Annotated in this window: 20 protein-coding genes and 1 tRNA gene; 6 read left to right on the top strand and 15 right to left on the bottom strand. The window is 59.4% G+C overall.

Annotated elements, in window-relative coordinates:
- Nucleotides 1–11: 11 nt before the first annotated feature.
- Nucleotides 12–575 carry a fimbrial protein gene (locus AC07VU_RS03395; RefSeq protein ID WP_009042596.1) on the bottom strand — a complete coding sequence of 188 codons (564 nt, stop codon included), beginning with the start codon at nt 573–575 and terminating at the stop codon, nt 12–14.
- A gap of 518 nt (nt 576–1,093) precedes the next feature.
- Between AC07VU_RS03395 and AC07VU_RS03390 the strand changes: the two genes are divergently transcribed.
- Entirely contained in the window at nt 1,094–1,723 is a 630-nt protein-coding gene (locus tag AC07VU_RS03390) for a response regulator transcription factor (RefSeq protein WP_023968165.1), read from the top strand.
- Nucleotides 1,724–1,834: 111 nt separating this feature from the next.
- On the opposite strand, the gene AC07VU_RS03385 is transcribed toward AC07VU_RS03390, so the two are convergent.
- Nucleotides 1,835–2,323, bottom strand: a complete 489-nt coding sequence (locus AC07VU_RS03385; protein WP_274305805.1) for an Hpt domain-containing protein — start codon at nt 2,321–2,323, stop codon at nt 1,835–1,837.
- A gap of 276 nt (nt 2,324–2,599) precedes the next feature.
- Between AC07VU_RS03385 and AC07VU_RS03380 the strand changes: the two genes are divergently transcribed.
- On the top strand, nt 2,600–3,700 hold the full coding sequence (locus tag AC07VU_RS03380; protein WP_495029513.1) for a calcium-binding protein: 1,101 nt from the start codon (nt 2,600–2,602) through the stop codon (nt 3,698–3,700).
- 174 nt (nt 3,701–3,874) lie between these two features.
- Here AC07VU_RS03380 and AC07VU_RS03375 read toward each other — a convergent pair.
- From AC07VU_RS03375 to dapA, 5 genes are all read right to left on the bottom strand, one after another.
- A tRNA-Ser gene (locus AC07VU_RS03375) sits at nt 3,875–3,964 on the bottom strand.
- A gap of 84 nt (nt 3,965–4,048) precedes the next feature.
- Nucleotides 4,049–4,759, bottom strand: a complete 711-nt coding sequence (purC, locus tag AC07VU_RS03370) for a phosphoribosylaminoimidazolesuccinocarboxamide synthase (protein ID WP_007930242.1) — start codon at nt 4,757–4,759, stop codon at nt 4,049–4,051.
- A gap of 29 nt (nt 4,760–4,788) precedes the next feature.
- Nucleotides 4,789–5,547, bottom strand: coding sequence for an MBL fold metallo-hydrolase (locus tag AC07VU_RS03365; protein ID WP_274305803.1), 759 nt, complete (start codon nt 5,545–5,547; stop codon nt 4,789–4,791).
- 4 nt (nt 5,548–5,551) lie between these two features.
- Entirely contained in the window at nt 5,552–6,664 is a 1,113-nt protein-coding gene (bamC, locus tag AC07VU_RS03360) for an NlpB/DapX family lipoprotein (protein ID WP_007930240.1), read from the bottom strand.
- Between the two features lie 17 nt (nt 6,665–6,681).
- A complete protein-coding gene (dapA, locus tag AC07VU_RS03355; RefSeq protein ID WP_277588063.1) occupies nt 6,682–7,560 on the bottom strand; it encodes a 4-hydroxy-tetrahydrodipicolinate synthase in 879 nt (292 codons plus the stop codon).
- A gap of 327 nt (nt 7,561–7,887) precedes the next feature.
- On the opposite strand from dapA, the gene AC07VU_RS03350 reads away from it, so the two are divergent.
- The gene (locus AC07VU_RS03350; RefSeq protein WP_007930238.1) at nt 7,888–8,448 is read left to right on the top strand and encodes a glycine cleavage system transcriptional repressor; all 561 of its coding nucleotides are present in this window, start codon (nt 7,888–7,890) and stop codon (nt 8,446–8,448) included.
- A 10-nt stretch (nt 8,449–8,458) separates the two neighbouring features.
- Nucleotides 8,459–8,932 carry a peroxiredoxin gene (locus tag AC07VU_RS03345; RefSeq protein WP_007930237.1) on the top strand — a complete coding sequence of 158 codons (474 nt, stop codon included), beginning with the start codon at nt 8,459–8,461 and terminating at the stop codon, nt 8,930–8,932.
- A gap of 89 nt (nt 8,933–9,021) precedes the next feature.
- Here the strand turns inward: AC07VU_RS03345 and AC07VU_RS03340 are convergent, their stop codons facing one another.
- Both AC07VU_RS03340 and AC07VU_RS03335 read right to left on the bottom strand, forming a co-directional pair.
- Nucleotides 9,022–10,092 (bottom strand): AI-2E family transporter, encoded by a 1,071-nt coding sequence (locus tag AC07VU_RS03340; protein ID WP_007930236.1) that lies wholly within the window; start codon nt 10,090–10,092, stop codon nt 9,022–9,024.
- A gap of 41 nt (nt 10,093–10,133) precedes the next feature.
- Nucleotides 10,134–10,373, bottom strand: coding sequence for a sulfurtransferase TusA family protein (locus AC07VU_RS03335; RefSeq protein ID WP_007930235.1), 240 nt, complete (start codon nt 10,371–10,373; stop codon nt 10,134–10,136).
- A gap of 97 nt (nt 10,374–10,470) precedes the next feature.
- Between AC07VU_RS03335 and AC07VU_RS03330 the strand changes: the two genes are divergently transcribed.
- The gene (locus AC07VU_RS03330) at nt 10,471–11,904 is read left to right on the top strand and encodes a M48 family metalloprotease (protein WP_007930234.1); all 1,434 of its coding nucleotides are present in this window, start codon (nt 10,471–10,473) and stop codon (nt 11,902–11,904) included.
- Between the two features lie 76 nt (nt 11,905–11,980).
- Here AC07VU_RS03330 and AC07VU_RS03325 read toward each other — a convergent pair whose 3' ends face one another.
- The 4 genes from AC07VU_RS03325 to rpoE form a co-directional block, all read right to left on the bottom strand.
- A complete protein-coding gene (locus AC07VU_RS03325; protein ID WP_007930233.1) occupies nt 11,981–13,408 on the bottom strand; it encodes a DegQ family serine endoprotease in 1,428 nt (475 codons plus the stop codon).
- Between the two features lie 245 nt (nt 13,409–13,653).
- Complete coding sequence (locus AC07VU_RS03320) at nt 13,654–14,616, bottom strand: MucB/RseB C-terminal domain-containing protein (RefSeq protein ID WP_274305800.1); 963 nt, start codon at nt 14,614–14,616, stop codon at nt 13,654–13,656.
- 8 nt (nt 14,617–14,624) lie between these two features.
- A complete protein-coding gene (locus AC07VU_RS03315) occupies nt 14,625–15,212 on the bottom strand; it encodes a sigma-E factor negative regulatory protein (RefSeq protein WP_007930231.1) in 588 nt (195 codons plus the stop codon).
- Nucleotides 15,213–15,243: 31 nt separating this feature from the next.
- The gene (gene rpoE, locus AC07VU_RS03310; RefSeq protein WP_007930230.1) at nt 15,244–15,825 is read right to left on the bottom strand and encodes an RNA polymerase sigma factor RpoE/AlgU; all 582 of its coding nucleotides are present in this window, start codon (nt 15,823–15,825) and stop codon (nt 15,244–15,246) included.
- A 569-nt stretch (nt 15,826–16,394) separates the two neighbouring features.
- On the opposite strand from rpoE, the gene nadB reads away from it, so the two are divergent.
- Nucleotides 16,395–18,011 (top strand): L-aspartate oxidase, encoded by a 1,617-nt coding sequence (gene nadB / locus AC07VU_RS03305; protein WP_274305799.1) that lies wholly within the window; start codon nt 16,395–16,397, stop codon nt 18,009–18,011.
- Here nadB and AC07VU_RS03300 read toward each other — a convergent pair.
- Together AC07VU_RS03300 and AC07VU_RS03295 are read right to left on the bottom strand one after the other, a co-directional pair.
- Nucleotides 17,980–18,432, bottom strand: coding sequence for a protein YgfX (locus AC07VU_RS03300; protein WP_085530065.1), 453 nt, complete (start codon nt 18,430–18,432; stop codon nt 17,980–17,982). The two genes, nadB and AC07VU_RS03300, sit on opposite strands and share 32 nt — an antisense overlap.
- Nucleotides 18,416–18,670, bottom strand: a complete 255-nt coding sequence (locus AC07VU_RS03295; RefSeq protein ID WP_007930227.1) for an FAD assembly factor SdhE — start codon at nt 18,668–18,670, stop codon at nt 18,416–18,418. Before AC07VU_RS03295 ends, AC07VU_RS03300 begins: the two co-directional genes overlap by 17 nt.
- Nucleotides 18,671–18,716: the final 46 nt, after the last annotated feature.

Below are 18,716 nucleotides of genomic sequence, written 5' to 3'. Positions count from 1 at the left end.
GGCGCTGGCCTTTACTTATACGACAGGGTGTATCGAACGAAGGAGTTACCCGAACCCGCGCCAACGCTAGCCGCGGTCGCAACATAGTTCGCCTTGAACTTCAGGGTTGCCGTGTTGCCTGCAACGGTGGCGACCTGTGGCGAGGCTTCCGACTGACCGAGTGGGACTTTCGTACCAGCTGCGACATTGTCGTTGAACACCTGGATCTGCACGCCAGTAGCAGGCGCGGCGCCGATCAGCTTGAGGTTCCCGGTCACCACATCGACGTTGCCCACCTGGTCAAAATCAACGACGACCTTGGTTCCATCGGCACATTGCGCGCCCGACAGCACCAACGCGAACGGTTCAAACGGAGAAGCATCGCCAATGGCCTTGAAGATCGAAGGAGAAATGCGCCCCAACTCCACGTTGGTGATGTTGTTTTCACCCGGTGCCTGGCCGTTGATATTGCAAGTCACGTCAGTGATGCTGCCAGAGAAGTTAACCACTCCATCAGTGGCATGAGATAACGAAGGAACAAGTGCGGCAAGCATCAAGCTGGAAGTTGCCAGGGACAGTAAAGATGTTCGTTTCATGTGATTTCCTTGTTCACGTTGATCGGCATAAAGAAGTTCGATCTACTTGATCGTCCTCCCGGCTCAGCTATGACCAAATCACGCCAGCCATGGCAGTCCATGCCTCTCTCATTCAAAGTCTAAGTCGATTGGTCGACAACAATAGCAAGCTCCTTGGCTGCCCATGAAGGACGCCCAAAGGAAGCCATAGCTTACCGATCAACCTTCGAATTTGAATTGAGAGACGGCCGAAGCACCCATCAGAAATATCTTAATAAACCGCCCATTGATTTCGTCTTTACTTATGAGACAAGACTGTGTACTTCTTCAACGCGTTGCGTTCAGCTGAACTCTGCCAAGTGCTCGCATCGCAGTAGCCTGAACCAGGCTAACTAGCTACTCAATAAAAATGAAAGGAGTCTACCCCGCCGGCCTGCGCAGTGAGCGCCGACAAAAGGCCCAACCTCAATGAGAAGAATTGAATATAGAGAGTAAAAATATAAAACCTACACGCATAATCAATATAGAGAGAGCACACTATGGGATCCATAGTAATAGTCGACGACCACCCTCTGGTCAGGGTCGCATTGAAAGTCATACTTGAACGTAACGGACACCATATCGCCGCCGAGGCAGACAATGGCGTCGATGCCATTCAAGTTGTTCGCACACATAAACCAGACCTCGTGATACTTGACCTCGATCTACCGCAACTGGACGGGTTATCGGTACTCACTCACTTCAAGGCAAATAACTTCCTGGTAAAAACGCTGATATTGACTTCCAGCGACTCAAAAAACTTTGCCGTACGTTGTTTGCATGGGGGCGCAGCAGGCTTCATCTGCAAGGACGAAGCGCTGGATGAGGTGGGAGATGCAGTAAAGGCACTGTTATCGGGGCATACCTATTTTCCTGAAAGTTCTCTGCTCCTGTTGCAGGAAAGCATTCACACCAACCAGATGCAAAGCATTGCCGCTTCCCAACTGACCAACAGGGAAATCACCACATTAAGGTTATTGGCACAGGGCCTTAACAATAGGGAGATTGCAGCGACTCTACTCATCAGTCACAAAACGGTCAGTACTTACAAAGTAAGACTCTTGAAGAAATTCAATACCACCAACCTTCTGGCCCTGATTGAAATAGCCAGGCAGAAAGGAATCATATAGGCCTCTTGCGAAACCCAGCAGTGCATGGACATCTGTCCGTTCCAGAATCAGCGTCTTATCGGTTTTACGACGGGACATCGAGCACGACTCCCTTTTTGAGCAGCAGAGGAATCAGCGCTCACGAGGCAGTTCTCTCAGATTGATTGGCCCATCATCCTGTATGGCTACAAGACAGATGTCCTTGAGGTTGAGCAACGCCTGCTCGACCAGCTGCACCCTTTCCAACAGCACCGGCCAGGTCCCCGCGAGACTGACGTCCCTCAACTTCTGGCAGCTGGAAATCAGCGGCTGGTACTTCAACACACAAGCTGCACCCGCCATCTTGTGGCACAGCCTGGCAATGGCCTGCCGATCGTTTTGTGCGCAGTACGTCCGCAACAGCTCGAGGTCTTTAATCTGGTAGGTCCTTACGTCGTCGATAAGCCGTCGCGCGATTTGTTCATTGTCGCCAGCTAGGTCCATGAGCCTGCCAAGCACCTCTAGCAACGACACGGCGGAGCCGACCCGGATAGCGCGAAACATCTCGTCATCCATGCTTACGCCGGTGTTGAAGCCTGCTGTCTCCGGCGTTGTGCCGGCCTGTGCATTCTGCCTATTCATATCCACCTCCTTGCTCACTTGAATATGCCGCGGCCCGTTCATTGAATACGGATCAGGCTAGGCAAAACTCCTGGAGGCGAATATCAGACGTTTCTCAAAGCGCTGAACAGGGCGGCCCTATTCAGGGAGGCCTCCTAGACATTGAAGTCCGGACAGTATGAAAAAAGCCCGCCAGAAAATTGCTCTGGCGTTTTTTTAACAACTGACGCTGCAACTTGCAGGTATCCAGCATCGGCATGACCCAACCAGCCCTTGCCGCATAAGGGTTTCAGCTCATTGAGCCGAATCAGCGCCGGCACGGACAGCGGCCAGTTCAGCTCGACCGAGATCAATCACGCTGCCACGGCCACCTGGAGCATCAATGGCTCGCCAACTGGCAGCTATGGCTCAATTACCGTCGACGGCACCGGCCAATGGACCTACACCCTGGCCAACGGCACCGGCACCCTCACCATTGCTGACGGCGCGATCATGCCGTTCGGTGGCAGCATCCATAACAGCGGCACCATCGAACTCGGCTCTGCCGGCAACGAGACCCGTCTTGAGATTCTGTTCCGTGGCGCGACCTTGACCGGTGGCGGCCAGGTGCTGCTATCCGACAACGCGCAAAACGTGATTTTCGGCGGTAGCGCCGACACCGTACTGACCAATGTCGACAACCGCATTTCCGGCGCCGGCCAGTTGGGTGCCGGGCAAATGATCCTGGCCAGCGGTTTGAACAGTCTGGTGCTCGACACCGGCACCCACACCATCGCCAACAGCGGTGTGCTGGAGTCCACAGGCACAGGCGGCATGACGGTGGCGAGCACGGTCGAAAACACCGGCCATCTGTGGGCCAACGGTGGTGACCTGCATCTGCTGGCCGACGTGACCGGCAATGGCAGCGCAACCATCGACGGCGACGCCAGCCTGACCTTCGCCGGCGCCGCACACACCTCCGTCGCCTTTCACGGCGAAGGTGCGGGCTCGCTGGTGGGCAGCATGCTCGCGGACACGCTCAGTGGCGGCGATGGCAACGACATCATCGTGGGTCGTGGCGGCGAGGACACGCTCAGCGGCGGCGCGGGAACCGACGTGTTCGCCTACCTCAATGCGAATGAAGGCGGCGACCATATCCTCGACTACAACTTTGCCGAAGGTGACACCATCGACCTCTCCACGCGGCTCAACGCCAACTTCGTCAGCGACACCAGCCAGGTAGCCGACTTTGTCCAACTGGCGCAGTCCGGCAGCGACATCACGGTGCAGGTGGATCCCGATGGCGCAAATAATGGCAAGCACTTCGTCGATGTGGCGGTGCTTGACCACGCTGGTACGCCCAGCCCCGACCTGGTGCGCACCTGGTTCGGAGAGGCCGACCATACGCTGACCGCGTGATTGATTGGGCTTGAGCTGGCTGGGAGGGTAAATATGCTCGATGTGAATCGAGTGGCCCCCGCAGTCAGCTTTTCGAAATCCAAATGGGGGAACAAGCGGGGGAATAAAAACAGCCAGAAACGACGAAGCCCCTGAAAACTTTAACGTTTTCAGGGGCTTCGGCTACTTCAATAATGGCGGAGAGATAGGGATTCGAACCCTAGGTACCCGCGAAGGTACAACGGATTTCGAATCCGTCCCATTCGGCCACTCTGGCATCTCTCCAACGGCGCGCATCATAACAGCACCTTTGCCCGAAGCGAAGCCCCTCGGGCAAATTTTTTCCGTGCTATCAGTCGGTTGCGTCGATTACAGCGGTACGCCCAGACGATTGGCGACTTCTTCGTAGGCTTCGATCACATCACCGAGGCCCTGACGGAAGCGGTCCTTGTCCATCTTCTTGCGGGTTTCCTTGTCCCACAGGCGGCAGCCATCCGGGCTGAACTCGTCGCCCAGGACGATCTGGCCGTGGAATACACCGAACTCCAGCTTGAAGTCCACCAGCAGCAGGCCAGCGTCGTCGAACAGCTTGCTCAGGACTTCGTTGACCTTGAGCGACAGTTCTTTCATGCGCGCCAGTTGTTCGGCGGTGCCCCAGCCGAACGCCACGACGTGGGATTCGTTGATGAACGGGTCGCCCTTGGCGTCGTCCTTCAGGAACAGTTCGAAGGTGTAAGGGTTGAGTTTCAGGCCCTCTTCCACACCCAGGCGCTTGACCAGGCTGCCGGCGGCGTAGTTACGCACGACGCATTCGACCGGGATCATGTCCAGCTTCTTCACCAGGCACTCGTTGTCGCCCAGCAGCTTGTCGAATTGGGTCGGCACGCCGGCCTCTTCGAGCTTCTGCATGATGAAAGCGTTGAACTTGTTGTTCACCATGCCTTTGCGATCGAGCTGCTCGATACGCTTGCCGTCGAACGCCGAGGTGTCGTTGCGAAACAGCAGGACCAGGCGGTCGGCGTCGTCGGTCTTGTAAACCGATTTGGCTTTGCCACGGTAGAGTTCTTCACGTTTTTCCATGATGGGCTCCGCTTGCTAAGTTAGGTGGGCTAGGCGATGTGTCGCCAGTCGAGCCCTGAATCTTGATCGGCCAGTTGCAGCCAGTCCGGGTCGCACCCGAGGGTGTCGACAAAACATTGCCGGGCCAGCTGCGGCAGGTTGTTCTTGCTGCTGAGATGGGCCAGTACCAGATGCTGCAGGTCCTGCCAGCCCAACTCGGCCACCAGGCTTGCGGCCTGATGGTTGTTCAAATGTCCCATTTCCCCACCGACCCGCTGCTTGAGGAAATACGGGTAGTAACCTCGGGCCAGCATATCGCGGCAGTGATTGGCCTCGATCATCAAGGCATCCAGCCCGCGATAGCGGTCGATCACCGTGTCGCAGTAGGATCCCAGGTCGGTCAGCAGGCCGAAACGCCGCCGGCCGTCACTGAACACGTACTGCACAGGTTCCAGCGCATCGTGGGCGACGCGGGTCACGTCGATGCTCAAGGCACCGACCTGAAGCGTCTCGCCCCCGGCGAGAAAACCCGCGGCTTCCACCGGTTTGCGCATCCCGCGCAACGTGCCGCGACTGAGGTAGACCGGTAAATTGTAGCGCCGAGACAGCAAACCCACGCCATGCACGTGGTCGGCATGTTCGTGGGTTACCAGAATCGCGCTCAGCTGTGCGGGGGCTACCCCCAGGCGCAGCAGGCGCCGCTCGGTTTCGCGCAAGGAGAAACCACAATCCACCAGGACGTAGGTGTCGTCACTGGCTATCAGCGTGCCATTCCCTTGACTACCACTGCCGAGAACGGCGAAACGCATCGGATCAGCCCAGGTTGTCCTGAATCACAGTCAAGACCTTGCGCGCCACTTCAGGCGGAGCAACGGTGTTGATGTCTTTCTCGACGGTGACCTGGACGTTGTCGCCCACCTTGCTCAGGCGAACCTGATAACGCTCGGCGCGGGCCTCGATTTCTTCCTTGGCCGGTGCGCTGCCGAACAACTTGCCGAAGAAGCCCGGCTCGTCGTTTTTCTTCTCGGCTTTTTCCGCCAGGTTGATGTAGTACAGGCCCAGGCTGCGGTTGATGTCTTCAACGCGCCACTCGCCCTGTTCCAGGGCGCGGCCGACGCTCGACCAGGCGCGGTCGAGGTCTTCGCCGAGGTTGAGCACCACGTTGCCGCTGCCGTCTTCGGTGAGGCTGACACGGCTAGGAGTGTCGAAATCACGCGCGGCCAGCAGGGAGACCGAACCGCCCTTCTCGGCGCTGCGGCTCATGCTGGCGAGCATTTCGTCGACCAGCGCGGCATCCAGGCTGGTGTTGACCGAGCGGTTGGTGAAATCGACGTTGGAGGTGCTGCCGACAGGACGTTCGGCGCTGACCACGTAGACTTCACTGGTATTGCGCTGCACGCCTGGCTCGATACGCACCCGCACGCGGGTTTCGTTATCGGCCGAACCTACGCTGCCCAGGCGCTTGGCCATGGATGCGGAGAGTTCGTCGGAACGCTGCCAGGCGGTGGTGAACTCGCCGGTTTGCGGACGTTGTTCGTCAATACGGAAACCGTTGTCCTGGAAGAACTGCATGGCCACCGGCCAGACTTCGGCCGGGGCGTGCTGGGCCATGACCCAACGCGCATCGCCGCTCTTTTGCAGGGTGTAGTCGCTGGCATCGGCCACCGAGCCCAACGGCTGCGGACGCGGCACGATGTATTCGCCCTTGACGGTGTCGTCAGCCACGTTGCGCGGAATCGGCAGCAGCGGATCGAGGCGTTTGGAGGTGCTGACATCCGACGGCAGTTGCATCGGTGCGGTCTGTTGCGCTTGCAGGTAATCGCTGCCGCGGTCACGGAAGTAGCCTTCCGGCCCCCAAATCCAACCGCAGCCACTGGTGCTGGAGATAATCAAGGCAAGTGCGGAAAGTCCGGCCAATCGCTTCATGCGTAGTACTTCCTCAATTAAACCAATACGCCGGACTGGCGCATGGCCTGCCGCAGCGGTTCGTGACAGGCAGCACTGAGCCAGGTGAGCGGCAGACGGATACCGTTCGCCATCAAGCCCATCTCGCACAGGGCCCATTTCACGGGAATAGGGTTGGATTCGATAAACAGAGTCTTGTTGAGCGGCATCAGCCTCTCGTGGATCGCCCGGGCGGTGGCGGTATCGCCACGCATCGCGGCGGCGCACATCTCGCTCATGGCTTTTGGCGCCACGTTGGCGGTCACCGAAATATTGCCCTTGCCACCCAGCAGGATCAGTTCGACGGCGGTTGCGTCGTCGCCGGAGTACACCAGGAAGTCGCTGCTCACGCCGGCCAGGATGTCCTTGGCGCGCTGCAGGTCACCGGTGGCTTCCTTGATGCCGATGATGTTCGGCACGGTCGACAGGCGAATCACGGTCTCGGCCTGCATGTCGCAAGCGGTGCGGCCCGGCACGTTATAGAGGATCTGCGGGATATCGACGGCTTCGGCGATGGCACGGAAATGCTGATACAGGCCTTCTTGCGTCGGCTTGTTGTAATAAGGGGTCACCAGCAGGCACGCGTCAGCACCGGCGATCTTCGCGTTGGTGGTCAGCTCGATCGCTTCGCGCGTCGAGTTCGCGCCGGTACCGGCGATCACCGGGATACGCCCTGCAACCTGAGCGACCACGCGACGAATCACTTCGATGTGTTCGTTCACATCGAGGGTAGCCGACTCACCTGTAGTGCCGACTGCCACAATGGCGTTGGTGCCCTCTTGCAGGTGGAAGTCCACCAGTTTGCTCAGGCTGTCCCAGTCGAGACGACCCTGTGCATCCATGGGTGTGACCAGTGCCACCATACTGCCCGCAATCATGCAACCGCTCCTGCCGGAAAAAGAGAGCGGTAATGGTACTGGCGCCAAGATGCTTGCACAAGCGAAGTACCGCGCTGCGAGCATTCCCCTGAGCGATGTATTTCGCTACCCTTCAGGCTTTGATCGGTACTGATAAGCTTGTACGCCGGGTTCCAGCCTCCCTTTTCGGCATCCGAAGCCCCAATCCTGCGTTGCCGCCCTTCGCTCTCGCCTTTTATGGAGCTCGTCGCAACCTGGCGGTTCAGGGCTTCTGAAACCGCATCCGGACGTTTACCCAGTACTCAAGCCTGCAAAAGTATCGACCGCTCATCGCTTTAGGAATGCTGCATGTCCACCCCCACAGTCCGCGAACAATTCCTTGTCATCAGTGCCCTCGGCGCCAACCCCATGGAGCTGACCAACGTCCTGTGCCGCGCCAGCCATGAAAACCGCTGCGCCGTGGTGACCTCCCGCCTGACCCGCCATGGTGAGTGCAGTGCGCTGGTCCTGGAGGTTTCCGGCAGCTGGGATGCCCTGGCGCGCCTGGAGGCCGGCCTGCCGTCGCTGGCGAAGAAATACGCCTTCACCGTCAACGTGGTGCGCAGCGCGGCCCTGGAAAACCGCCCGCAGGCCCTGCCTTATGTGGCTTACGTCAGCGCCGCCTACCGCCCGGACATCGTCAATGAACTGTGCCAGTTCTTCATCGATCACCATGTCGAGCTGGAAAACCTGACCTGCGATACCTATCAGGCCCCGCAGACCGGCGGCACCATGCTCAACGCCACCTTTACCGTGACCTTGCCGGCCGGCACCCAGATCAGCTGGCTGCGCGATCAGTTCCTGGACTTCGCCGACGCAATGAATCTCGATGCGCTGATCGAACCCTGGCGCCCACAGAACCCAATGTAAGGAAGCCCTAATGGCCGTTGCCATCGACCAACCTGTTGCCCACTTCGAAGCCCCGGCCACCAGCGGTCAGACCGTCAGCCTCGCCGCGCTCAAAGGCAAGCAGGTGGTGATCTACTTCTACCCCAAGGACAGCACCCCGGGTTGCACCACCGAGGGCCAGGGCTTTCGCGATCAATACGCCGCGTTCAAGGCCGCCAACACCGAGGTGTTCGGCGTCTCCCGCGATGGCCTGAAGTCCCACGAGAACTTCAAGTGCAAGCAGGAATTCCCCTTCGAGCTGATCAGCGACAAGGACGAAGCCGTCTGCCAATTGTTCGACGTGATCAAGCTGAAGAAGCTCTACGGCAAGGAATACATGGGTGTCGATCGCAGCACCTTCCTGATCGACAAGAATGGCGTACTGCGCCAGGAATGGCGTGGCGTGAAAGTGCCAGGCCACGTGGATGCGGTACTGGCTGCCGCGCAGGCGCTGAACAAGGCCTGAGCGTGGTAGCCGACTAAAAAGTAACCGACTAAAAAAAGGGGGGCGGCTGATTCAGCCGCCCCCTTTTTCATTTCCAGAGCAGGGCCGCTCTAGAGCAAGGGCGCCACGACCGGCTCCTTGCGCGGCCAGGCATCCAGTACCGCCTTGAACAGGGTGGCCAGGGGAATCGCGAAAAACACCCCCCAGAAGCCCCACAGCCCGCCAAACAACAGTACTGCACAGATGATCGCCACCGGATGCAGGTTCACCGCCTCGGAGAACAGCAGCGGCACCAGCACGTTGCCATCCAGGGTCTGAATGATCCCGTAGACCGCCATCAGATAGATGAACTGGTCGCTCCAGCCCCACTGGAACAAGGCAATCAGCGCCACCGGCACGGTCACCACCACCGCCCCGACGTAGGGCACCACCACCGAAATCCCCACCAGCAGCGCCAGCAGGGCCGCGTAGTTCAGCCCCAGGGCCACGAAGGCGATGTAGGTCACCCCGCCGCAAATGACGATCTCGATCACCTTGCCACGAATGTAATTGGCGATCTGCCGGTTCATCTCCTGGGCCACCCGGGTGATCAGAGCCCGCTCGCGCGGCAGGTAACCGCGCACCCACTGGCTGATCATCGCCCGGTCCTTGAGGAAGAAAAACACCAGGATCGGCACCAGCACCAGATAGATCATGATGTTGACCAGCAGCGGCAGGCTGGACAGCGAGAAGGTCAGCGCCCACTGGCCGAACTTGCCGATCTCGCCGCGTGCCACCTCGATCGCCTGCAGCACCTGTTCGTCAGACACCAGGTGCGGATAACGCTCCGGCAACAACAGAAGCAACGATTGCCACTTGGCGAGCATTCCCGGCAACTCGTTGAACAAGGTAATCAACTGATGCCACAACAGCGGCACGACGACCACGATAAACACCAGCAGCAGCCCCATGAACAAGGCAAAGACCAGGCCCACCGCCGCCCCGCCAGGCAAACGCCAGCGTTCCAACGTGAGTACCAGCCCCTGCATCAGATAGGCCAGCACCATCCCCGCCAACACCGGCGCGAGCATGCCGCCCAGGGTCAGCACCGCGGTGAAGGCCAGGAACAACAGAACGGCCAGTACCACGGCCTCTTCATCGGAGAAGTAGCGCTGAATCCAGTCGCGTAACACTTTGAACATCAATGATCCTTAGACAGAGGCGCGATGATTTCCGGGGCAGTTCAGGCCTTCTTCAGCCAGTAACGATAGACCCCGGCCTCGTCTTCCTCGCGAAGCAGGGTATGACCGGCCAAACGGGCAAAGGTGCGAAAGTCGCGCTGGGAGCCGGCATCCGTGGCGATCACCTTGAGCACCGCGCCGCTGGCCAGGCGATTGAGTTCCATCTTGGCCTTGAGCAGCGGCAGCGGGCAGTTCAGTCCGCTGGCATCGAGCTCGGCGTCGTGGGCTACAGCATCAGTCATTGCGTCACTCCGGGAGGGTCGTCGAGGTGCCTAGAATATCTGGTCCAAGGCCTGGTGTCCGGCTACAGTAGACTCTTTGTCGACTAAGGCTTTGTGCATGACTTTTTTGCGCCCTACCCTGCTGACGCTCGCTTGCCTGCTCGCCTCACCAGGCTTCGCCGACGACCTGCCATCACTCGGTGACGCCAGTTCTGCCATTGTCTCGCCCCAACAGGAACACCAACTGGGCCGCGCCTGGCTGGCGTTGCTGCGCAGCCAGGTTTCGCAACTCAACGACCCGCAACTCAAGGACTACGTCGAAACCAGCGTCTACAAACTGGTCGAGACCAGCCAGGTCAACGACCGACGTCTCGAGTTCATCCTGATCAACAGCCCGCAGCTCAACGCGTTTGCCGCTCCTGGCGGGATTGTCGGGGTCAACGGTGGACTGTTCCTCAACGCCCAGACCGAAGGCGAATATGCCTCGGTGCTGGCTCACGAACTGGCGCACTTGTCGCAACGCCACTTCGCCCGTGGCGTCGAGGCTTCGCAACGCATGCAGGTGCCGATGATGGCCGCCCTGCTGGCCGGGATCGTGATCGCCGCGGCGGGCGGTGGCGACGCCGGGATCGCCGCCATTGCCGGCACCCAGGCCGCGGCCATCCAGGAACAACGGCGCTTCTCCCGGCAGAACGAGCAGGAAGCCGACCGCATCGGCATCCTCAATCTGGAAAAGGCCGGTTATGACCCGCGCTCCATGCCGACCATGTTCGAACGCCTGATGCGCCAGTACCGTTTCGACGCCAAGCCGCCGGAGTTCCTGCTGACTCACCCGGTCACCGAATCGCGGATCGCCGACACCCGCAACCGCGCCGAACAGGCCAAGGCCGGCGGCAAGGAAGACAGCCTGCGTTACCAGCTGATTCGCGCACGAGTACAGCTGATCTACGAAGAGTCCCCCGGCATGGGTGCCAAGCGTTTCCGCGCCCAGCTCGACGAAAACCCGAAAAACGACATCGCCCGCTACGGCCTCGCCATCGCCCAGATCAAGGGCAGCCAGTTCAACGATGCCCGGGAAAACCTCAAACAGCTGCTGGCCAAGCAACCTAACGACATCACTTACAACCTGGCCCAGATCGACCTGGATACCGCCACCAGTCGCTTTTCCGACGCCCAGGCCCGGGTGGATAAAATGCTTGCGCAGTATCCTGGCAACTACCCACTGAACCAGGTCAGGGTCGACCTGCTGCTCAAGCAGAATCGCCCGGCAGACGCCGAAAAGGCCCTGGAAAGCCTGCTCAAGACCCGCTCCGACGATCCGGACGTCTGGTACTCGGTGGCGGAAACCCGTGGCCTGTCGGGCAATATCATCGGCCTGCATCAGGCGCGGGCCGAATACTTTGCCCTGGTCGGCGACTATCGCCAGGCGATCCAGCAGCTGGATTTCGCCAAACGTCGCGCCGGCAGCAACTTCCCCCTATCTTCACGGATCGATGCACGTCAGCGTGAGCTGATGGACCAGGAGCAAATGGTCAAGGACATGATGCGCTGAGCCCAACCGGCGCCCACAAAAAAGCCCGCCTCTTTCGAGGCGGGCTTTTTATTGCGCGATCAATCCGCTACACGGATTACTCGGCCAGCTTGAAGGTAATGAAGCTGGCACGTCCCTGACGCAGAACCCGCATCGATACCGAACGGTTCTTCGGCAGCGCCTGGGCGATTTCAGTGAAGTTCTTGGTCGAAGTGATCGCCTGATTGTTCAGGTGAGTGATCACGTCGCCCGGCTGCAGGCCGATCAGCGCGGCTGGACCATCCTGAACTTCCTTGATCACCACACCGCCCTTGAGGTCGTAGGTTTTCTTCTGCTCATCGGTCAGCTCGACCACCGCCACGCCCAGACGGTTGCTGCTGCGCTCGGCACCGGACTTGCCAATGGCGTCCAGGGCCTTGTCTTCGTCCGGAATCGCACCAACGGTCAATTCGACGTTCTTGCGCTTGCCGTCACGAATCACTTCCAAATTGGCTTTCGCACCCGCCTTGAGGGCACCGACCAGATGCGGCAGGTCCGCCGACATGATAATCGGTTGACCGTTCATGCTCAGGATCACATCACCCACCTGCAAGCCGCCCTTGGCCGCCGGGCCGTCGTCCTGGATCTGCGCCACCAGCGCACCGGCCGGTTTCTCCAGGCCGAAGGACTCCGCCAGGTCTTTGTTCACTTCCTGGATAACCACGCCCAGCCAGCCGCGGCTGACTTTGCCACCGGCTTTCAGCTGGTTGGAAACGTCCATGGCGACATCGATCGGGATAGCGAAGGACACACCCATGAAGCCGCCGGAACGGGTGTAGATCTGCGAGTTGATACCCACCACTTCACCGGCCAGGTTGAACAGCGGACCACCGGAGTTACCTGGGTTGATCGGCACGTCGGTCTGGATGAACGGCACATAGTTTTCGTTCGGCAGGCTACGACCGATGGCACTGACGATGCCCTGGGTCACGGTGTGGTCGAAACCAAACGGCGAGCCGATAGCCACTACCCACTGGCCGGCCTTCAGGTCCTGGGATTTGCCCAGCTTCAGCACCGGCAGGTCCTTGCCATCGATCTTCAGCAATGCCACATCGGAGCGTGGATCGGTGCCAATCAGCTTGGCTTTCAGTTCGCTGCGGTCAGCCAGGCGGACAAGGATTTCATCCGCGTCGGCAATCACATGGTTGTTGGTCAGGATGTAACCGTCCGACGAAATGATGAAACCAGAACCCAGAGACTGGGCTTCACGCTGGCGATCGCCCCGTGGCGAACGCGGCTGCGGCGGCATGCCACGCTCGAAAAACTCACGCAGCATCGGCGGCAGACCTTCGAGGTCCGGCATCTGGGCAGAAACCTTGCGGTCCGGGAGCTTCTGCGTGGTACTGATGTTGACCACTGCAGGCGACGCCTGCTCGACCAGTTGTGTGAAGTCAGGCAAGTCCGCCGCCTGCGCGGTAACGGCCTGACCGAGCACCAGCACAGTAGCGAAAATGGAGAGATAGGATTTCAAACGTGGTATCGACATACGGCTCCCATTACAACGAGCGTGGTTAAGCGATAGGGACAAGAAATACCAGGCGACTCGCGCAGTATTTTTGTCCCGGAAACGACAAACAAGGCCAGAACCTAGTGGCTCTGACCTATAAGAAAAAACAGGGGGTTTTGCAAATGAAAATGTTCACCGAACATTTAGATATCTCGATTGCAGAGCTGGCATTGCAGACCTCTTACACAACCAACATTAACGCTCGATGAACACCTGGGGCTTACTCACTGCGCCTTGGGCGCAACGGCGTCGGTACGCATCGACAAGGCGATCCGTTCGGCGGTACCGATAGGAATCTCACCCACCACCGTTACCATCATTTCACCTTCAGGCGTGGTCAGGCGTCGGGAGACCGCCACGGTCGGACCCAGTTGAGTGCGGGTGTCGGTCACCGTCGCGCCATTGAGCGGTTCGAGGAACACCGAGAAGCGGGCCAGGCCATCGTCATACATCAGGCTGTTGACCATGGTCTTGGTGTCGGGATCTTTACGCGCACTGCTGCTGGTCAACTCGAAGCCTGGCGGCAGCCAGTCGGAATGCCAGGCCTGCGCAGCCTTCACCGCGGAGGCCTTGTCGCTGTCCAGAGCCACGGCCTTGCATTCGGCGCTGGCCTGCAGCTCGCTGTCCTTCGGCACATCCGCCGTATCCAGGCGAGTGAACTGGAAGCGCTCGAGCAACTGCCCCTTATCGTTCAACAGCAGCGATTTCAGCGGCAGACCCGTCTCGCGGTCCAGATGCAATTCAAAACCATAACGGTGCTGGTCCCGCGGGGTCAGGGAAACAATGACCGCGGAGCGCCCAGCCACACGCGACTTGCCGATGACGGCAAGGTCGTACCAATTCTTGAGTTTTTCTGGATCGAGTGAGTGGGCCGAAGAGTTGGGGGCGTCCCCCAGTCCAGCCACCAGCGTACCGCTGACACATTGGGTACGCCCATCAACACGCACAACCTCTTGAGCGGAACCGTCGAGCTGAATCAGTCGCTCGCGGACCTGGCCATCCTGGACGCGATGCCAGATGTTATGGGTAGAAAAACTACCATTACGCTCGTAGACGAAAGTACCCTGAAAGCTTTGCTGCTGTTCGGCTTGCCCAAGACGTTTCAACCAATCCTGAGCTTCGTCGGCGTGGGCTGGAACAATGAACCAGCCACTGAGCAGAAGCGAGAGTAGAGGGATGGCGCGCATGATCCTCCTTAACGGTTTTCCAGGCTCGCCGCACGAGCATAAGGCAGAGCGCTTTCAGTGCCCTTCAGTGCCGCTTGTTGAGCATGCTGACGCAGGTAGCTTGGCAGACGCTGATCGTGCCAGCCTGGCTGACCTTGCAATACGCCGTTGGCCATAGGGCCAGGGGCTTCCGAACTCTCATTGTAGCCGGCCAATACAGCTGGGCCTTTTACTTGAGGAGCAGCCAGGGTTGGCTGGTTCGATTGCTGTGCCAGTTCGACACCAGCGATCTCATCCTGGTTGTACAGGCGAACACCCGCCAATACGGCAACGGTCACCGATGCGGCAACAGCCAGGCGACCCAGGCTGCGCCATGGACCACGAGTGGCCTTGGCCGGTACGGCTTCGTCAGCCAGCGCAGCAGAAACAGCCGCGGCGATGTCCAGACGCGGAAGCAGCAATTCCTTGTGCATGGCCGCCCGGGCGATCTGGTAACGAGCCCAGGTCTCACGGGTTTCCACTTCGTCGACGGCATTCAATACCCGACGTAATTCCAGTTCGTCCGCTTCGTTATCCATCACCGCGGACAGCGATTCCTGCAGGGCTTCACGACTCATGGCGGTTCCTCTCTTGGCTGTCGCCGCTGTCTCAGGTTTCCTGCAACAACGGCTGCAGGGCTTTGTCGATGGCTTCCCGAGCGCGGAAAATCCGGGAGCGCACGGTACCCACCGGACACTGCATGACGCTGGCAATGTCCTCGTAACTCAGACCATCGAATTCACGTAAAGTTAAAGCCGTACGCAAATCTTCTGGCAGTTGCTGAATGGTTCGATGGACGGTGCCTTCGATCTCATCCCGCAGCAATGCGCGCTCCGGCGATTCGAGATCCTTGAGGCCATGATCGCCATCGTAGAACTCCGCATCCTCGGAACTGACATCGCTATCCGGCGGCCGGCGGCCGCGCGAAACCAGATAGTTTTTCGCCGTGTTGATGGCGATACGATACAGCCACGTATAAAACGCACTGTCACCGCGGAAATTACCAAGCGCACGGTAAGCCTTGATAAAGGCTTCTTGTGCAACATCCTGGGCTTCATGGGTGTCGTGCACAAAACGCACGATCAACCCGAGAATTTTGTGCTGGTATTTCAGCACTAGCAGATCGAAAGCTCGCTTGTCGCCGCGCTGAACGCGCTCGACCAGCTGCTGATCCTCTTCCTGGGTTAGCATGAACACTCCTCGATAAGCTCGGAGGAGGCTTGCATAACTAAACGATCAGGCTTGCAAACATAGACTCGGGCTTTTCGCAAAAGTTCTCCCCCTCCAAGCAAGTTTCCTGCGGGCTCTGATTTGGCACGCACGAAAAACGCAGCGCGGGCAAGGCCGGCTGCGCGAATAATCCTGTCGTCGAATTGAGCTGCATGACCACGACACAAGTCCTGCATAAAACCGACGCTGTCCCTTCTATCAGGCAACCTTCTATTGAGTTTGGGGCTGTGTCAAAAGTTCCCAATCTTTATAGCCGTACAGAGCGAACATTGTGTAACCATGAAGAGAAAAAGGTTGCTACATCTTCGATACAGTCGCCAGCTCCCCAATTTGACGGAAAAATCGAGCCACCCATCACTACCTCGCAGGACCGCCTTTCTCGCCCTCATAATTTCATAATGCCACGAAGGCACCGCTATTGTGCCGATCCCCCCCTCTATATACTAGTGGGCTGCATGGCTGCTTTGACTCGCCGATCCAGGCGTCTTGCGCCAACCCCGACCCGGGTCGCTTTTGAGCGGAATTTTCCAATGAGCCAACAGTTTCAACACGATGTTCTGGTGATAGGCAGCGGCGCTGCCGGTTTGAGCCTTGCGCTGACCTTGCCTGGTCATCTGTGCATTGCCGTATTGAGCAAGGGCGATCTCGCCAATGGCTCGACCTATTGGGCTCAGGGTGGCGTCGCGGCAGTGCTGGACGACACCGATACCGTCGAATCCCACGTCGACGACACCCTCAATGCCGGTGGCGGCCTGTGCCATGAAGACGCCGTACGGTTTACCGTCGAGCACAGCCGCGAGGCCATTCAATGGCTGATCGACCAGGGCGTACCCTTCACCCGTGACGAGCAATCGGGCAATGAAGACGGCGGTTTCGAATTCCACCTGACCCGCGAAGGCGGCCACAGCCATCGCCGCATCATCCATGCCGCCGACGCCACCGGCGCGGCCATCTTCACTACATTGCTGGAGCAGGCCCGGCAACGCCCGAATATCGAACTGCTGGAACAGCGGGTCGCCGTCGATCTGATTACCGAAAAGCGCCTGGGACTGGAAGGCGATCGCTGCCTCGGCGCCTACGTACTCAACCGCGCCACCGGCGAAGTCGATACCTACGGTGCGCGCTTTGTCATCCTTGCTTCCGGCGGGGCCGCCAAGGTCTACCTCTATACCAGCAACCCCGATGGTGCCTGTGGCGATGGCATCGCCATGGCCTGGCGTTCGGGCTGCCGGGTGGCCAACCTGGAGTTCAACCAGTTCCACCCGACCTGCCTCTACCATCCGCAGGCCAAGAGTTTCCTGATCACCGAAGCCCTGCGCGGCGAGGGCGCGCACCTGAAGCTGCCCAACGGCGAACGCTTCATGCCGCGTTTCGACCCGCGTGCCGAACTGGCACCACGGGATATCGTCGCCCGGGCCATCGACCATGAGATGAAGCGCCTGGGTATCGATTGCGTGTACCTGGACATCAGCCACAAACCGGAAGCCTTTATCAAAAGCCACTTCCCGACCGTGTACGAGCGCTGCCTGGAATTCTCCATCGATATCACCAAACAGCCGATCCCGGTGGTACCGGCCGCGCATTACACCTGCGGCGGGGTGATGGTCGACCAGCAGGGCCGCACCGACGTTCCGGGTCTGTATGCCATTGGCGAAACCAGCTTTACCGGCCTGCACGGCGCCAACCGCATGGCCAGCAACTCGCTGCTGGAATGCTTCGTCTATGCCCGTTCCGCGGCAGCCGACATTCTCGAGCAACTGCCGCAGATCGCCATTCCGATCGCCCTGCCCGCCTGGGACGCCAGCCAGGTCACCGACTCCGACGAAGACGTGATCATTGCGCACAACTGGGACGAACTGCGGCGATTCATGTGGGACTACGTTGGCATCGTGCGCACCAACAAGCGCCTGCAACGGGCTCAGCACCGGGTACGCCTGCTGCTGGACGAAATCGACGAGTTCTACAGCAACTACAAGGTCAGCCGCGACCTGATCGAGTTGCGCAACCTGGCCCAGGTCGCCGAGCTGATGATTCGTTCAGCCATGGAGCGCAAGGAAAGCCGGGGCTTGCACTACACCCTCGACTACCCGAACCTGCTGCCCGAGGCACTGGACACTATTCTGGTGCCGCCCACCTACGGCGACTGAACTTGAGCCGCACGCGCAGGCGCCGATGCACATCGGCCGCCTGCGCGTCCCGCGGCACACAGACCGACCTCACCCAGCGCTCGCCCGGCAGGCGAAAACGCAGCACCACCAGCAATGGCAGCGCCAGGCTGTCAGGCCGCAGTTGCACCGGCCGCCAGCCCTGCCCGGCGCACCACAACTGCCAGCCATCGGCATTACGACGCAGACCGCTGAAAGCCGAGGGATGATTCAGCAGAATCCGCCGCGGCAACGCCCAGACTCCGTGGCCCAGACACAGCAGAACCCCGAGCAGACGGGCCCAGAGTGGAATATCGAGCATCAGCAAGGCGCCCAGCGCGAACAGCTGGGCCAGGAGATAGGCCGCCAGCAATTGCCTGGAAGGCTGCCAGCGGCATTCGAAGGCGTTACTTGGGTTGGACACGATCCAGGATCATGCGGACCATGCGTTGCAGCTCGGGATCTTCGGATTCGGAGCGTTCCATGAACCAGCCGAACATGTCCTGATCTTCGCATTCGAGCAGCCTGACGTAGCAGGCACGATCAACATCGTTCAGATGCGGATAGACTTCTTTCACGAATGGCACCAGCAACACGTCCAGTTCCAGCATGCCGCGGCGGCTGTGCCAGTAGAGGCGGTTCAATTCAACATCTTCGACCATGGAGCGCTCCTCAAATAGAGCGCAAGTATACAGCCCGACGGACACC

This window comes from Pseudomonas sp. GW821-FHT02B10, assembly GCF_059421865.1.
Note: the sequence above shows the minus strand (reverse complement) of the source record. Positions and strands in the feature narration are given on the sequence as shown.

What these genes read in the sequence shown, in the direction of transcription:
- AC07VU_RS03395 (WP_009042596.1), bottom strand. Translation starts at nt 575, where the DNA reads ATGAAACGAACATCTTTACTGTCCCTGGCAACTTCCAGCTTGATGCTT.
- AC07VU_RS03390 (WP_023968165.1), top strand. Translation starts at nt 1,094, where the DNA reads ATGGGATCCATAGTAATAGTCGACGACCACCCTCTGGTCAGGGTCGCA.
- AC07VU_RS03385 (WP_274305805.1), bottom strand. Translation starts at nt 2,323, where the DNA reads ATGAATAGGCAGAATGCACAGGCCGGCACAACGCCGGAGACAGCAGGC.
- purC (WP_007930242.1), bottom strand. Translation starts at nt 4,759, where the DNA reads ATGGAAAAACGTGAAGAACTCTACCGTGGCAAAGCCAAATCGGTTTAC.
- AC07VU_RS03365 (WP_274305803.1), bottom strand. Translation starts at nt 5,547, where the DNA reads ATGCGTTTCGCCGTTCTCGGCAGTGGTAGTCAAGGGAATGGCACGCTG.
- bamC (WP_007930240.1), bottom strand. Translation starts at nt 6,664, where the DNA reads ATGAAGCGATTGGCCGGACTTTCCGCACTTGCCTTGATTATCTCCAGC.
- dapA (WP_277588063.1), bottom strand. Translation starts at nt 7,560, where the DNA reads ATGATTGCGGGCAGTATGGTGGCACTGGTCACACCCATGGATGCACAG.
- AC07VU_RS03350 (WP_007930238.1), top strand. Translation starts at nt 7,888, where the DNA reads ATGTCCACCCCCACAGTCCGCGAACAATTCCTTGTCATCAGTGCCCTC.
- AC07VU_RS03345 (WP_007930237.1), top strand. Translation starts at nt 8,459, where the DNA reads ATGGCCGTTGCCATCGACCAACCTGTTGCCCACTTCGAAGCCCCGGCC.
- AC07VU_RS03340 (WP_007930236.1), bottom strand. Translation starts at nt 10,092, where the DNA reads ATGTTCAAAGTGTTACGCGACTGGATTCAGCGCTACTTCTCCGATGAA.
- AC07VU_RS03335 (WP_007930235.1), bottom strand. Translation starts at nt 10,373, where the DNA reads ATGACTGATGCTGTAGCCCACGACGCCGAGCTCGATGCCAGCGGACTG.
- AC07VU_RS03330 (WP_007930234.1), top strand. Translation starts at nt 10,471, where the DNA reads ATGACTTTTTTGCGCCCTACCCTGCTGACGCTCGCTTGCCTGCTCGCC.
- AC07VU_RS03325 (WP_007930233.1), bottom strand. Translation starts at nt 13,408, where the DNA reads ATGTCGATACCACGTTTGAAATCCTATCTCTCCATTTTCGCTACTGTG.
- AC07VU_RS03320 (WP_274305800.1), bottom strand. Translation starts at nt 14,616, where the DNA reads ATGCGCGCCATCCCTCTACTCTCGCTTCTGCTCAGTGGCTGGTTCATT.
- AC07VU_RS03315 (WP_007930231.1), bottom strand. Translation starts at nt 15,212, where the DNA reads ATGAGTCGTGAAGCCCTGCAGGAATCGCTGTCCGCGGTGATGGATAAC.
- rpoE (WP_007930230.1), bottom strand. Translation starts at nt 15,825, where the DNA reads ATGCTAACCCAGGAAGAGGATCAGCAGCTGGTCGAGCGCGTTCAGCGC.
- nadB (WP_274305799.1), top strand. Translation starts at nt 16,395, where the DNA reads ATGAGCCAACAGTTTCAACACGATGTTCTGGTGATAGGCAGCGGCGCT.
- AC07VU_RS03295 (WP_007930227.1), bottom strand. Translation starts at nt 18,670, where the DNA reads ATGGTCGAAGATGTTGAATTGAACCGCCTCTACTGGCACAGCCGCCGC.